At 66.2% G+C, this 13298-nt stretch carries 16 protein-coding genes; 6 read left to right on the top strand and 10 right to left on the bottom strand.

Features of this window, described 5'->3' with window-relative positions:
• Positions 1-35 precede the first annotated feature (35 nt).
• From hslU to GR702_RS04800, 3 genes are all read right to left on the bottom strand, one after another.
• Positions 36-1334, bottom strand: coding sequence for an ATP-dependent protease ATPase subunit HslU (gene hslU, locus GR702_RS04790; RefSeq protein WP_160984818.1), 1299 nt, complete (start codon positions 1332-1334; stop codon positions 36-38).
• A 14-nt stretch (positions 1335-1348) separates the two neighbouring features.
• On the bottom strand, positions 1349-1909 hold the full coding sequence (hslV, locus tag GR702_RS04795) for an ATP-dependent protease subunit HslV (RefSeq protein ID WP_160984819.1): 561 nt from the start codon (positions 1907-1909) through the stop codon (positions 1349-1351).
• Positions 1910-1991: 82 nt separating this feature from the next.
• Positions 1992-2510, bottom strand: coding sequence for an outer membrane protein assembly factor BamE (locus GR702_RS04800; protein WP_160984820.1), 519 nt, complete (start codon positions 2508-2510; stop codon positions 1992-1994).
• A 207-nt stretch (positions 2511-2717) separates the two neighbouring features.
• Between GR702_RS04800 and GR702_RS04805 the strand changes: the two genes are divergently transcribed.
• The 3 genes from GR702_RS04805 (at position 2718) to GR702_RS04815 (ending at position 4983) form a co-directional block, all read left to right on the top strand.
• The gene (locus GR702_RS04805; RefSeq protein ID WP_160984821.1) at positions 2718-3293 is read left to right on the top strand and encodes a ubiquinol-cytochrome C chaperone family protein; all 576 of its coding nucleotides are present in this window, start codon (positions 2718-2720) and stop codon (positions 3291-3293) included.
• Positions 3290-3826 (top strand): DUF177 domain-containing protein, encoded by a 537-nt coding sequence (locus tag GR702_RS04810; protein WP_160984822.1) that lies wholly within the window; start codon positions 3290-3292, stop codon positions 3824-3826. The genes GR702_RS04805 and GR702_RS04810 overlap by 4 nt, the downstream gene beginning before the upstream one ends.
• A 167-nt stretch (positions 3827-3993) precedes the next feature.
• Positions 3994-4983 (top strand): endonuclease/exonuclease/phosphatase family protein, encoded by a 990-nt coding sequence (locus tag GR702_RS04815; protein WP_337192522.1) that lies wholly within the window; start codon positions 3994-3996, stop codon positions 4981-4983.
• A 79-nt stretch (positions 4984-5062) separates the two neighbouring features.
• Here the strand turns inward: GR702_RS04815 and ssb are convergent, their stop codons facing one another.
• The 3 genes from ssb to GR702_RS04830 form a co-directional block, all read right to left on the bottom strand.
• The gene (gene ssb / locus GR702_RS04820; protein WP_160984823.1) at positions 5063-5650 is read right to left on the bottom strand and encodes a single-stranded DNA-binding protein; all 588 of its coding nucleotides are present in this window, start codon (positions 5648-5650) and stop codon (positions 5063-5065) included.
• An 81-nt stretch (positions 5651-5731) separates the two neighbouring features.
• Complete coding sequence (gene feoB, locus GR702_RS04825) at positions 5732-7576, bottom strand: FeoB small GTPase domain-containing protein (RefSeq protein WP_160984824.1); 1845 nt, start codon at positions 7574-7576, stop codon at positions 5732-5734.
• Positions 7573-7812, bottom strand: a complete 240-nt coding sequence (locus tag GR702_RS04830) for a FeoA family protein (RefSeq protein ID WP_160984825.1) — start codon at positions 7810-7812, stop codon at positions 7573-7575. Before GR702_RS04830 ends, feoB begins: the two co-directional genes overlap by 4 nt.
• 190 nt (positions 7813-8002) lie before the next feature.
• Here GR702_RS04830 and GR702_RS04835 point away from each other — a divergent pair, with 190 nt between their 5' ends.
• Positions 8003-8359 (top strand): putative quinol monooxygenase, encoded by a 357-nt coding sequence (locus GR702_RS04835; protein ID WP_160984826.1) that lies wholly within the window; start codon positions 8003-8005, stop codon positions 8357-8359.
• On the opposite strand, the gene GR702_RS04840 is transcribed toward GR702_RS04835, so the two are convergent.
• The 3 genes from GR702_RS04840 to GR702_RS04850 are packed head-to-tail and all read right to left on the bottom strand — an operon-like array spanning position 8349 to position 10679.
• Positions 8349-8786 carry a nuclear transport factor 2 family protein gene (locus GR702_RS04840; RefSeq protein WP_160984827.1) on the bottom strand — a complete coding sequence of 146 codons (438 nt, stop codon included), beginning with the start codon at positions 8784-8786 and terminating at the stop codon, positions 8349-8351. The two genes, GR702_RS04835 and GR702_RS04840, sit on opposite strands and share 11 nt — an antisense overlap.
• Positions 8783-10105, bottom strand: coding sequence for an aromatic ring-hydroxylating oxygenase subunit alpha (locus tag GR702_RS04845; protein WP_160984828.1), 1323 nt, complete (start codon positions 10103-10105; stop codon positions 8783-8785). The genes GR702_RS04840 and GR702_RS04845 overlap by 4 nt, the downstream gene beginning before the upstream one ends.
• A gap of 34 nt (positions 10106-10139) precedes the next feature.
• Positions 10140-10679: a nuclear transport factor 2 family protein gene (locus tag GR702_RS04850; RefSeq protein WP_160984829.1), complete on the bottom strand. Its 540-nt coding sequence runs from the start codon at positions 10677-10679 to the stop codon at positions 10140-10142.
• A gap of 190 nt (positions 10680-10869) precedes the next feature.
• Between GR702_RS04850 and GR702_RS04855 the strand changes: the two genes are divergently transcribed.
• Complete coding sequence (locus GR702_RS04855) at positions 10870-11568, top strand: TetR/AcrR family transcriptional regulator (RefSeq protein ID WP_160984830.1); 699 nt, start codon at positions 10870-10872, stop codon at positions 11566-11568.
• A gap of 99 nt (positions 11569-11667) precedes the next feature.
• Entirely contained in the window at positions 11668-12354 is a 687-nt protein-coding gene (locus tag GR702_RS04860; protein ID WP_160984831.1) for an SDR family oxidoreductase, read from the top strand.
• 59 nt (positions 12355-12413) lie between these two features.
• Here GR702_RS04860 and GR702_RS04865 read toward each other — a convergent pair whose 3' ends face one another.
• Complete coding sequence (locus GR702_RS04865; protein ID WP_160984832.1) at positions 12414-13187, bottom strand: SDR family oxidoreductase; 774 nt, start codon at positions 13185-13187, stop codon at positions 12414-12416.
• Between the last annotated feature and the right edge of the window lie 111 nt (positions 13188-13298).

Here is a 13298-nt window from a genome sequence, read left to right on the forward strand (position 1 = left end):
GGGACGACGCACGCGGCATCGTCCCGGCCCGCGCTTCACAGGATGTACTTCGACAGGTCGGAATTGCCCGCCAGCCCGTCGAGCTTCTCGCGAACGTAGCTCTCGTCGATGGTGACGGTCTCGCCCTTGCGGTCCTCGGCCTCGAAGCTCAGTTCCTCGAGCAGCTTTTCCATGACGGTCTGCAGGCGGCGGGCGCCGATGTTCTCGACGCTTTCGTTCACCTGAGCCGCGATACGGGCGACTTCCCCGATCGCGCCCTGAGTAACTTCGACGGTCACTTCCTCGGTGCCGAGCAACGCCTTGTACTGAGCGATCAGGTTGGCGCGAGTTTCCGAAAGGATGCGCACGAAATCCTCTTCCGTCAGCGCCTTCAGCTCGACGCGGATCGGGAGGCGCCCCTGAAGTTCGGGCAGCATGTCGCTCGGCTTGGCGACGTGGAAGGCGCCGCTGGCGATGAACAGGACATGGTCCGTCTTCATCGGGCCGTACTTGGTCGCAACGGTCGTGCCCTCGATCAGCGGCAGCAGGTCGCGCTGAACGCCTTCACGGCTGACAGAGCCGCCGCGCACGTCGGAAACGGCGATCTTGTCGATCTCGTCGAGGAAGACGATCCCGTTGGATTCGGCGTTGACCAGCGCGACGCGGGCGACATCGTCCTGGTCGAGCCGCTTTTCCGATTCCTCGTCGACCAGCTTGTCCCAGGCGTCGGGCACTTTCATCTTCCGGCGCTTCATGCGGCTGCCGCCAAGCTTGCCCATGATGTCGCCAAGGTTGATCATGCCGACCGAGCCGCCCATGCCGGGGATTTCCATCGGGCCGGCAGGGCTGTCCTCCACCTCGATCTCGACTTCGGTGTCGTTCATGGCGTTTTCGGTGATGCGCTGGTGGAAGGCCGCCCGCGTGGCTTCGGACGCCCCCTCGCCCACCAGGGCATTGAGCAGGCGGTCCATCGCCGCCTTGCTCGCCGCCTCGCGCACCGACTCGCGGCGGCGCTCCTTCTCGATCCGGATGGCTTCCTCGACGAGATCGCGCGCGATCTGCTCCACATCGCGGCCGACGTATCCGACTTCGGTGAACTTGGTCGCCTCCACCTTCACGAAAGGCGCGTCGGCGAGCTTTGCCAGGCGGCGGCTGATCTCGGTCTTGCCGCAGCCCGTCGGGCCGATCATGAGGATGTTCTTGGGCGTCACCTCGTCGCGCAGGTCGGCGGAAAGGCGCTGGCGGCGCCACCGGTTGCGCAGCGCGACGGCGACGGCCTTCTTGGCCTCGGCCTGTCCGATGATGTGCGCATCGAGCGCCGCGACGATCGCCTTGGGCGTCAGGTTGTCGTTCATGTGTGGGTTCCCGCTCAGACGGTCTCGACCGTCACGCGGTCGTTGGTGAAGACGCAGATGTCGGCGGCGACCTGCATGGCCTTGCGCGCGATCACCTCGGCGTCGTCCTCGTAGGCATCGAGAGCGCGGGCGGCTGCCAGCGCGTAGTTCCCGCCCGAGCCGATCGAGGTAATGCCGCCTTCGGGTTCGAGGACGTCGCCATTGCCGGTAAGCACCAGGAGCGTATCGGCGTCAGCGACGATCATCAGCGCTTCGAGATTGCGCAGGTACTTGTCGGTCCGCCAGTCCTTGGCAAGTTCGACGGCGGCGCGCATCAACTGGCCGCGATACTGCTCCAGCTTGCGTTCCAGCCGCTCGAAAAGAGTGAAAGCGTCCGCCGTCGCGCCGGCGAAACCGGCAATGACCTTGCCCCCTTCCCCGATGCGCCGAACCTTGCGGGCGTTCGGCTTCATGACCGTGTTGCCCATGGAAACCTGACCGTCACCCGCGATGACGGTCTTGCCGCCTTTCTTCACGCCGATGATGGTCGTCCCGTGCCACTCGATGAGGCCGTGGCTCGCCCCGTTGCTGTTCATGGCCGCGGATATATGCCCGCCGCCGCAAGGTTCAAGAAGCGCCCGAGCCGTGCCCGCGCGCTTCCTACCCGTATCAGCCGGATCAGCTGCCGTTCGGCCCCGGACCCTGCGGGGCGGAGCCCATGCCGCCGGCGCCCACCGCGCCGATGTTGCCGAACAGATCCTCGAGCAGGCCGCGCTCGCGCCCAAGGGTGGGCGTGGTGTGGCCATCGGGATCGATGCGCGCCACCTGCTCCATCCCGCGCTTGTCGACGCCGACGACGTTGCCGGCCTGATCGAAGCGCACGCGCAGCAGCGTCTGCTCGGCCGTGCGCGGCTTGCGGAAGGGCGGAGCCTTCACGGTCTGCGACAGATAGTACCAGTCCTTCTGGCCGAACTGGCTTTCGAACGTCGGGCGGCCGAGGGTCTTTTCCACCGACTGGCGGTTGTCGATCCCGGGCTGGACCGAGTCGACGAGCGACTGGTCGGCAAGGTAGCCGCGGTGGTCACGAATGGAAGAGCAGCCCCCGGCAAGACCTGCCAGCGCCAGGACAGCGCCTCCGACGACGATCCTCGCCATGGCGATCCTGGCTGACCCGGTCTTCAGACCCACCTTGCGCATTGAAACACTCCAAAACCCTGGTGACCCGCAGGCGGACTGGCGTTCGCGCAGCCGCCGGGGTCGATATCGCCTTTGGCCTTAAGGCCCCGGATGCCGCCGTGCAATGGTCGTTGTGCGCCAGCACGCCGGGCGTTGCGGCGTGCCGCTTGAATTGCGGCTGAACAAGTGCTTGAGCAGGCGTTCCAACGAAAGGCCCTGCGCGTTACCGTGTCCCTAATTTCCCGCCTTTTGGGCAAGCGCCCCGATTCCCGCGATGCGGTCCGCCCACTCTGGCACCGGGTGGTCGAAATCGCGCGCGAAAGGGCCTGGTACGCGGAAGGGGGCGTGGCCGACACCGTGCCCGGCCGGTTCGACGCCGTGACCCTTGTCCTGGCGCTCGTAATGCTGCGGATGGAGCGGGACAAGCATGCTCCGGCGGGCGGTGGCAACGGTGGTGACAACGGTGGGGTCAGGGGCGACGACCGCCTGATCGAACCTTCCGTGCGTCTGACCGAGCTTTTCGTGGACGACATGGACGGTCAGCTTCGCCAGTCGGGTGTTGGCGACCTTGGCGTGGGCAAGCGCATGGGCAGGCTCATGAGCGTGCTTGGCGGGCGCATTGGCGCCTTTCGCGAAGCGCTTGCCGGCCACGACGACGTCGCTCTCGCCCAGGTCCTCGAACGCAACCTTACCCTCTCGCCAGGCGCGGACATGGCCTGGCTCAAGCGCGAGGTGCGCCGGCTTCACGCGGATATCGATTCGCTCTCCTTCGAAGATCTCATGGCGGCAAGGATCAGCCGATGAACGACAATGCCCGGGCCGGTGCGCCTGAATACTCCCACATGCTCGACGTCCGGCAGGCCGAGGGCAAGGCCCCTCGCCTCGAACCCAGAGAGGCCGAGCGCGCCGCCATTGCCGCGCGGTTCGGTCTGGTGCGGATCGACCGGATGGTCGCCGAGCTCGAACTCCACCGCCACGACCGCGTGGTAGAGGCCCGTGGGCGGCTGCAGGCCGACTTCGTCCAGCCCTGCGCCGTGTCGGCAGAGGACATGGACGTCTCCGTCGACGAGGCGCTGTTCTTCCGCTTCGTGCCCGAAGCCACCGTCTACGGCGCCGACGAGGAAGTCGAGCTTTCGGCCGAGGAATGGGACGAGATCGAATATTCGGGATCGCACTTCGACCTGGGCGAAGCGGTGACGCAAAGCCTGGGACTTGCCATCGACCCGTTCCTGACCGGGCCGCAGGCGGACGCAGCACGCAAGGCGGCGGGCATCGGCAAGCCGGAGGAACAGGGCGGGTTCGCGGCGCTCAAGGGGCTGAAGCTCGGCAAGGACTGACGGCAAGCAGGGACTGGCGGCAATTGGCCTCCGTGAAGGACCGTTGACGCAAGACCTTCAGGAAACTGCAACCGGACCTTCACGGCTCCGCAACTCCACTTTCACACGGCTCCCCTACGAGGCGGCAGCGACACTGCTGCTGCGAACGTTCGGGGGGAACGAACCGCGTGAAGCGCCTGACGAAGATGTCCATCGCGGCCCTTGCGGCCGTCACCGTGCTGAACCTGTCGCGGCCCTCGCCCGCCGCAGCGCCGGAGTGGCCGACGCTTCCCGCCATGGTAGACGACGGCACGCTTTCGGTCATGACCTACAACGTCAAGGGCCTGCCCTTCCCCCTGGCGCAGGACCGTCCGGCGGCGCTTGCCGGCATCGGCGAGGCCTTGCGCGAGCTGCGTCTCGCCGGTCGCCAGCCAGACGTGATCGTCCTGCAGGAAGCCTTCACGCCCGAGGCGAAAGCGATCGCCCGGCGGGCTGGCTACGCCCACGTCGTGACCGGCGCGGATGCGGACACGCAGCTGGAGCCGAACGGGGCGGGCGACGCCTTCCTGCAGCAGGCATCGTGGATCCATGGCGAAGGCATGGGCCGGTGGCTCGACAGCGGGCTGGTGATCCTTTCGGACCTTCCGATCGTCCGCGTTCGCAGCATGGTCTTCCCCGATACGATGTGTGCAGGGTTCGACTGTCTGGCCGCAAAAGGCGTCGTGATCGCCTGGGTGTCCGTGCCGGGCCGGGAGCGGCCGCTCGCCATTGCCGACACGCACTTCAACGCCCGCAAGGCGGCAGGCGTCGGCCCCGAGCGCGCGAACCGCGCCTTCGCCCGCCAGGCCCGCGCGGCAAGGGACTTCATCAGCGCGAACGTCGATCCGGGCGACGATCTGGTCTTCGGCGGCGACTTCAACATCGGCAAGGACAAGGCCCGCATCCTGGCCGCCCGCGACCTCGTTCCCGGAGGACGTGAAGCGAGCGCCCTGGCGGACTGCTCAAGCTGCGCGCCCGAGTTGCACGCGGACGTCGCGGCGATCCGGAAGCGCGGCAAGGACAAGCAGTTCTATCGCGGCGCGCTGCGCCTCAAGGGACTGGAGGTGCCTTTGGGCGGCGCGCGCGGCAGGGCGCTTTCCGACCATCTGGGCTACGTGGCCCGCTACGAGCTGAACTGAGCCGCTACCGCCCTGCAACGAAAGAGCCCCGGCGCGCGCGTGCGGGCCGGGGCTCTTTGATGTGCCTGAATACGGCCGATCAGAACGGGATATCGTCGTCCAGATCGTCACCGAAGCCGCCGGACGAGCCTGTGCGGCCCCAGTCGCTCCCGCCGCTGGAAGCACCGCCTGCAGCGCCACCCGAACCACCGGAGCGACCCCAGTCATCGCCGCCGCCCGAGCGATTGCCACCCGAGAAGCCGCCGCCGGAGCCACCCCCGGAACCGCCTTCGTTCCAGCCGCCGCCACGCTGGCCACCGCCGCCGCCGCCGCCGGGCGCACCGTCGAGCATGGTCAGCACGCCGCCGACGCCGCCCACCGAGACTTCGGTGGTGTAACGGTCGTTACCGTTCTGGTCCTGCCACTTGCGGGTGCGCAGCTGGCCTTCGATGTAGACTTTCGAGCCCTTGCGCAGGAAACGCTCGGCAACCCCGACCAGACCATCGGACTGCAGAACGACCGAGTGCCACTCGGTACGCTCCTTGCGCTCGCCGGTGGCGCGGTCCTTCCAGCTTTCCGACGTGGCGATGCGCAGGTTCGCGATGCGCCCGCCGTTCTGGAACGACTTCACCTCGGGATCGGCGCCCAGGTTTCCGACGATGATGACCTTGTTGACACTGCCTGCCATGCGGGAATCGCTTTCCTTCGAATTTCGGCGTTCGGGTTAGCGAATGCCGGGCGCCGGTGCGAGTCAGGCAACGGCGTTTTTCTACAGCCCCGCCGCCACCGCGATCCAGTACGTGGCGCCCGCCGCCACATAGGCCAAGGCGAACAGGTAGAACAGCATGAACGCCGGCCACTTCCACCCGTTGGTCTCGCGCCGGGTAACGGCGATCGTGGACATGCACTGCGGCGCGAAGACGAACCAGGCAAGGAACGCCAGCGCCATCGGCAGGGTCCAGCGCGCCTTGATCTGATCGCCCAGTTCGAGCGCCTGCTGCTCCTCGTCGTCGCCCGCATCCACCGCGTAGGTCTGCGCGAGCGAGGAGACCGCCACTTCGCGCGCGGCCATCGCCGGGATCAGGGCCAGCGCCATGTCACGGTCGAATCCAATCGGCTTGACGACGTAGGCGAGGCCGTTGGCGACCTTGCCCGCGATAGAGGCATCGACCTGGCTTTCTCCGGGTGCGGCCTTGGGAAAGTTCAGCATGACCCACAGGACCACGGTCACCATGAAGATGATCGTGCCCGCGCGGCGCAGGAATATCCAGGCGCGCTGCCACAGGCCGATCGCCATGTCCTTGAGGCGCGGCATCTGGTACTTGGGCAGTTCCATGATGAAGCCCGATGCCGCGCCGCGCGTCATCGAGCGGCGCAGCACCAGCGCCACCGCCATCGCTCCCAGCACCCCGGCCACGTAAAGCGCGAAGAGAACGAGGCCCTGCAGCCCGACCCCACCGCCCACGTTCGTGTTCGGGATGAACGCCGCAATGATGACGGCGTAGACCGGCAGGCGGGCCGAGCACGTCATCATCGGCGCGATCAGGATCGTGGTCAGGCGGTCCTTGGGATCGGTGATGGAACGGGTCGCCATGATCCCGGGGATCGCGCAGGCAAAGCTGGAGAGCAGCGGGATGAAGCTACGCCCCGAAAGGCCCACGTGCGCCATCATCCGGTCCATCAGGAACGCCGCGCGCGCCATGTAGCCCGAAGCCTCGAGGGCGAGGATAAAGGCGAAGAGGATGACGATCTGCGGCAGGAAGACGACCACCGATCCCACGCTGGTGATGATGCCATCGGTCAGGAGATCGCGCAGCAGGCTTTCGGGAAGCGCCGCGGCGACCCCGTCGTGAAGCGCAGAGACGGCTGCATCGAGCCCGTCCGCGAAAGGCGTCGCCCAGGCGAACACCGCCTGGAACACCACGAAGAGCACGCCAAGCAGGATCAGCGGCCCGAGCCAGGGGTTCAGCAGCACCTGGTCGAGCTTGGCATGGAGGCGGTGTCGCTTGGATTCGGAGAGGACAGCCGCGGCCGCCATCGCGTGGGCCGCGACCCTGCGCTCGGTGGCGCCGATCCGGGTGAGGCCGGGCCCGGGGTGCCGCTCTCCTGCCGAAGCGATCGCCTCGCCCAGTTCGGCAAGGCCGCGCCGGCGCACGGCGACGGTGGGGATCACCTGCACGCCAAGCTCTTCGGCAAGGACCGCGGGATCAAGGACCAGCCCATCCCGCTCGGCAAGGTCGACCATGTTAAGCGCGATCACGCTGGGCTTGCCAAGCGCCAGCACTTCCTGCGCGAAGACGAGGTGCTGCTCGAGGTTCGAGGCATCGAGCACGATCACCAAAACATCGGGCACCGCTTCTCCGGCGAATGCACCGCGAATGACCTTGGACGTGACTTCCTCGTCGGGGCTGGTCGGATCGAGGCCATAGGCGCCCGGGAGGTCGGTCATCTCCACGGGCTCGCCGGTGGGCAGCACGAAACGGCCCGACTTGCGCTCTACGGTGACGCCGGGATAGTTCGCGATCTTCTGGCGCGCGCCGGTGAGCGCGTTAAACAGAGCGCTCTTGCCCGCGTTGGGATTTCCAACGAGCGCGACCTTGCGTTGACGGCTCACAGCTTTTCCACCTCCATCGCGGCCGCATGGACCCGCCGCACCGCTACGGTCATGCGGCCCACCGTGATGGCGATCGGATCGCGCGACCCGAGGATCCCACGGTGAGCGACGGCCACGCGGGCTCCTTCCTCCAGCCCGAGCGAGCGCAGGCGGCTCGCTTCCTCCTGGACGAGTGCGGACCAGTCCACGGCGACGATGCGTGCGCCCTGGCCGATGGGAAGCAGGTCTAAGGTCATGCGGCCCCGCTGCCAGATAAAGCGAGTAGATGCAACTGGATCGCAATAACGCCTGCAAACTTCCGGAAACCGGCAAGGAAGCGGCAACGATCGGGAGCGTCGCCGTACCCTCCCGCCTGTGACAAGTGCCAGAAGCGCCCGGTCCCGCGGGAGCCTAGCTTTTCCACCCACGAAGGGAGGAGAGAGTTCCATGCGCATCATCGTCGCGGGGTCGCTGCGGTTCGACGGAGACCAGAAGACCTGCGAGGAGATCATCCTGAGCGGGCGCGAACTGATCCTTGCCGGCCGGGCCGAAGAGGGTTGCATCGCCTACGACTGGTCCATCGATCCACTCGATCCCGGACTGATGCACGTCTACGAGGAATGGGAAAGCGAACGCGCGCTGCTGCAGCACTTTGCCGATCCGCCTTATTTTGCCATGCGCGAACATCTTGGCAGGTACGAACTGACCGGCTTCGGCGTCCAGGTCTACTCCGCTGCGGGCGTAGAGCCGGTCTACGACGAGACCGGCTGGCCGCGGAAGGAGATCTTCGGGATCACTCTGTAGCGCCTTCGGTGGAGCCGGGAGGGATCAGGAAGTCCATCGTATAGCGCGTGGCCTTCCATCCATCCCCGGTCCGCACGACATCGAAGTAGTACCGCCCGTGCACGGTGATCGAACCACCGGCGCGGTAGCGGCCCATCCCTGTCACGTAAGCGCTAACCGAAGCCGCATCGCCATCGTATGCGGTGATGGCGAAGTTCGTCAGATAGTGCGCATGGGCAGCCATGGAGGCGAACGTCTCTTCGAAGAAGCCGCGGATCTCGGCGTGCCCCTCCAGCTTCGGGAAGCCTATGCCCGAAAGGTCGAACACCGCGTCACGGGTGAAGACGGCGCAGATCCCGTCTAGGTCGTTAAGGCTGTCTACCGCGTGGGCATAGGCGACGAGCAGGTCCTGGATCGCCAGCCGATCCTCGACCGGGCAGGCAGTCACTCCCGCCCTTTCACATAGTCGTCCAGCAGCTCGTGAAAGCGCTGGATGCGCTTTTCCTGGCCGGGCAGGATGCAGCCCTTGAACCCGCGCGAGTTCAGGCCCTGCTGTTGGCTGGTCCCGATGGAAAGGTCCTGGTCCGCGACATAGCCAACCGAGACGCCGTCGCCATAGACGGAGTGACGGGCCACCGCGTCCGGCTCGAGGGGCAGCATGCCGAGAGGGGTCATCACCTCCTCCATCCCCTCGACCGGAGGATAGAGGCACCAGTGCTGGAACACGCACTTTTCCGGATCGGTGGGATGCGGTTCGGTGCGCAGTACCTGCAGCTGCTCCGGGCTCATGGTGAGAGTGAGGTTGGGAAAGAGCGTGCAGTGAAAATAATCCACGAGCTGCTGGTCGCTCATCTGATCGTAGTTGGCAAAGCCGCGCCCCGGTCCCAGGCGGCGCTTGGCTTCGATCACCGCTTCGCGCAGGTCGCCGGTGCGCCCGTGGAAGTCCGCAGGATCGATCTCCCACGCCCGCGCAACCTCATCGAGCGGCGCCGGCACCTCGGTGGTGTGGTAATCCACCCGAGTGGTCGCCTGGTGGCCCTTCATCCACATCGAATTGTGCCCTGAGGGATACATCTCGAACAGAGTGTCCGGCAGGCCGTCGTTGATGAAGGTCGCCAGTTCGGGATGGATCGTGGGCAGGTGATAGCTCTCGTTGAAGTTATCGCGGATGATCTTCCAGTTGAACTCGCAATCCGCCGACACCTTGAGGACGCGCACCCAGTTGTCGATGCCATAGCCCTTCAGGCGCTCGGGGAACGGGGCCAGCCATTCGTGAAGCGGCGCCACGTCGTCGTCCATGCACCAGAACACGAACGGGCCCCACGTCTCGCACCGCAGCTCCGAAAGATGCACCCTGCCACAGGGGGTACCGCCGTCGAAATCGTCAGGGTCCTGCACTTTGACGAGTGTGCCGTCGAGATCGTAGGTCCAGCTGTGATAGGCGCAGGTGATGCGCGGCACGCTGGCGCTTTCCCCCAGGATCAGCCGGTTTCCGCGATGCGGGCATGAATTGTAGAACGCCTTAATACCTCCGTCCTCCTGTCGGACGAGGATCACCGATTCCTTCGCGAAGTTGTGCCGCACGATGTCGCCCGGTTCTTCCAGCTCCGCAACGAGGCAGCCGAGATGCCAGACTTTGGGCCAGAGATTCTTCATCTCGCCATCCATCCACTCTTTCGAGATGTAGCGGTCGGCGGTGATCGGATCGCCACGGACCGGCATGTCGAAGTCCGGCGAGTAGCGCGATGCCTGGCTTTGTACGTTCATGGCGTTCCGGCTCCTGTGTATCGTCGATCCCGCCTCAGATGGCGGCGTTGTTCTGCTGGCTTGGGTCCTGCCCGCGTCTGCCGCCACGCGGCGCAGCGGGGTTCGCGGCGAAGAAGTCGAGCGATCCGGGATCATCCTTGACCCAGTCCGTCACCAGGGTGCGGCGGACGATCCGCCAGTCGCCGCCCCGGCAGGCGTACTCGTCGAGATAGCGCCCCGCGATGAAGAGATCGCGCGGTTGCCCGTCTTCGCCGCGCGTGGAGTGCCAGGCCTGGAAGTACCATTCCGCGCTCGCCTGGTCGCCGCGAACGGTGATGCGCGACTGGCCCAGCAGGTGATGGCTTGCCTCCAACGCGCCTAGAAACTCTTGCGAGAAGGTGACGAACTCGTCCGCGCCGCCCTTCATCAGCCCGCAGTCGATCCGGGCATCGTCATGGAACGCGCTGCGCTGAAGGTCCGGATCGAGCCGGTCGAGCCCGCGCATGTACCGCGCGGCGGCATCGGCGATGTCGCGCCTTGCGGCCAGATCGCGGATCTCGGCTTCAAGATTGAAGTTCGTGACGGCGGCAGTCATGCCCAAGCCTTCTCCCGTACCGGGCCGCGCGCCTCTGGAACGTGCGCGCTCACCCACTGCAGGAGCGCCGATAAACCGACTCAACTGCCGGTTTTTTATGCTATGCCCTGCCCCCGACGCTCACCTGCGATTTTGACTAGGTTGGCATCGGTCCGCCGGCAGCGATCATGGCCGGGAAGAAGGAGAGAGGATGAAGGCGCAGTCCCTGCAGGACCGCATGCTAGCTGCCCTGGCGCCCGCGATGCACGCCGGTCCGCCCGAGAAGTGGCAACAGCGAAAAAGCGCCCTCATGCGCGAGCGGCTGGTCTCCGCCGCGATCGACTGCCTTGTCCGGGATGGCTATCCGGGACTTACCACGGCCGCCGTCGCAGGCGCATGCGACGTCTCGCGCGGGGCCATGCACCACCACTTCCCGACGCGCATGGAACTGGTCGGGGCGGTCGTCGAGCAAGTCGTCTATCACCGCATGCGCACCTTCCTGCAGGATTACTTCGCCGCCGTGGCCGCACGACGGCAGGACGAACCGATGATCGAGCTCGCCTGCGAGGCGCACTGGCGCTCGGTCCAGACGCGTGAGTACGCAGCCTGGATCGAGCTTGCGCTTGCGGCGCGCACCGATGCGGAGCTTGCCGCGATCTTCGAACCCGCCGCCCGCCGTTACGATGCGGTGTGGACATCCGAGATGATCGAGGCGTTCCCCCAGTGGCGCGAGGATTGGGACAACCTGAAGCTTGCGCACGATTTCACGAGCGCAGTGCATACCGGCATGTTGCTCCACGCCCCGGTGTTCGGCACCGGCGAGCGGCTGGAGCGCCTTCGCCGCTTCGCCGCAAGCACCATGCAGCGCCTGAGCGAGGAAGGCGAGGCCTCGGGGCGAACGGGCGTTTGACTTCTCGCACAAGTTACAGGTGTCCGCCGATGTGGCGTCTTTCAAACTCCCTGGCGACAACGAATCCCGTAGACGCGGGCACCGCAGGAAAGGAACCCGATGGCGAACGTGGCAATCACCGGTGCAGGGCGAGGCATCGGCCTTGAACTGGCAAGGCAGCACGCCGAGCGAGGCGACCGGGTGTACGCCCTGGTGCGCAGACCGGAAGGCGCACCCGAACTGACGGCCCTCGCGGAAAGCTCCGACGGCGCGCTTTCCGTGCACCGGATGGACGTGTCGGACAACGCCTCGGTCGCGCAGGGCGCCGCAGCGCTCGGCGAGGTCCGGCTCGACGTGCTCTACAATGTCGCGGGAGTAGCAGGCAGAGCCGAGGCGCAGCTCGACGGAACAGACTGGGAGGATTTCGACGAAGCCATCGAAATCATGCTGAAAGGTCCGCTGCGGGTTCTCGGCGCGTTCCTTCCACGACTGGGCGAAGATTCGAAGATCGTGAATTTCTCCAGCCAGCTCGCCGCCTCGACCTGGCCCTATGGCGGCCACTATCCCTACGTCGCCGCCAAGGCCGGACTGAACCGTCTCATGCGCTCGGTCGCGATCGACCTGAAGGATCGCGGCATAATCGTCGGCCTTGTCCATCCCGGCTGGGTGCAGACTGACATGGGCGGCTCGGGTGCCGACATATCTCCGCAGGAAAGCGCGGCCTCGATCATCCGCCTGGCAGACGGCTGGACGATCGAGGAGACCGGCGAGTTCTACAAGTGGAACGGCGAACGGCACCCCTGGTAACGGCGACCGGCAGGGGACTGGTCGTATCGACCGGCCCCTGCCCTCGCCGCCACCGAGTATCAGAGCCCCAGCTGGTCGAACATCCTTGTCGACAGTCCCGCAAGGTTCCTTGCGTATTCCCCATGCGTACCGTCCCGGTCCGCCGTGCGGAAGCCCTTCACCCGCTCCACCAGCACTTCCTCGGGCGTGGTGTCCTGTGCAAGTAGCGCCATCACCTCGTCGGCGAACTCGTCGAGAGGCTGGTATCCCTCGCGCGTGCGCTGGCCAGGCGTAAGATCCGTCTGCACGGCCGGCGGCGCAAGCTCGATCACTTCCACTCGCCCGCGCAGCATTTCGCGCAGCGACTGCGTGTAGCTGTGGATCGCCGCCTTCGTGGCGCTGTAGGTAGGCGCGCCGGGAAGCGGGACGAAGGCGAGCCCCGAGGTCACATTGACGATCGCGCCGTCTCCGCGCGCCACAAGGTGCTCCACGAATGCATCGATGAGGCGGATGGGCCCCAGCACATTGGTGACGATCGTCGCCTCTGCATCGGCAAGATCGCGGGCCTTGTCGAGCCGCTCGTAGCGCATGATCCCGGCGTTGTTGATCAGCACATTAAGAGCGGGAAAGTCGGCCAGGAGCCCTGCTGCGAAGTCCGCAACGCCTTGCGCGCTCTCCACGTCGAGCACGCGCGCGAGCATGTTCGCGCGGCCCTCGCACGCGGCTTCCAGAGCATCGAGGCGGCGGCCCGCGACGATGACGGTGTTGCCCTGGTCGTGGAAGCGCCGGGCCAGAGCCTCGCCGATGCCCGAGCCGCCGCCGGTCATGAGGATGGTATTTCCGCTCGTCTTCATGGAGACCTCCTTTGGTTGGCCCCCAATCTAGCGCGTCCCCCTCGGATCGGAAGGAGGCACCCGGAAAGATTTCGGGCCCATGGCCTTGGCCACGACGAGAAAGGGGCGGCA

This window comes from Novosphingobium silvae (assembly GCF_009856825.1).
Taxonomy (GTDB): domain Bacteria; phylum Pseudomonadota; class Alphaproteobacteria; order Sphingomonadales; family Sphingomonadaceae; genus Novosphingobium; species Novosphingobium silvae.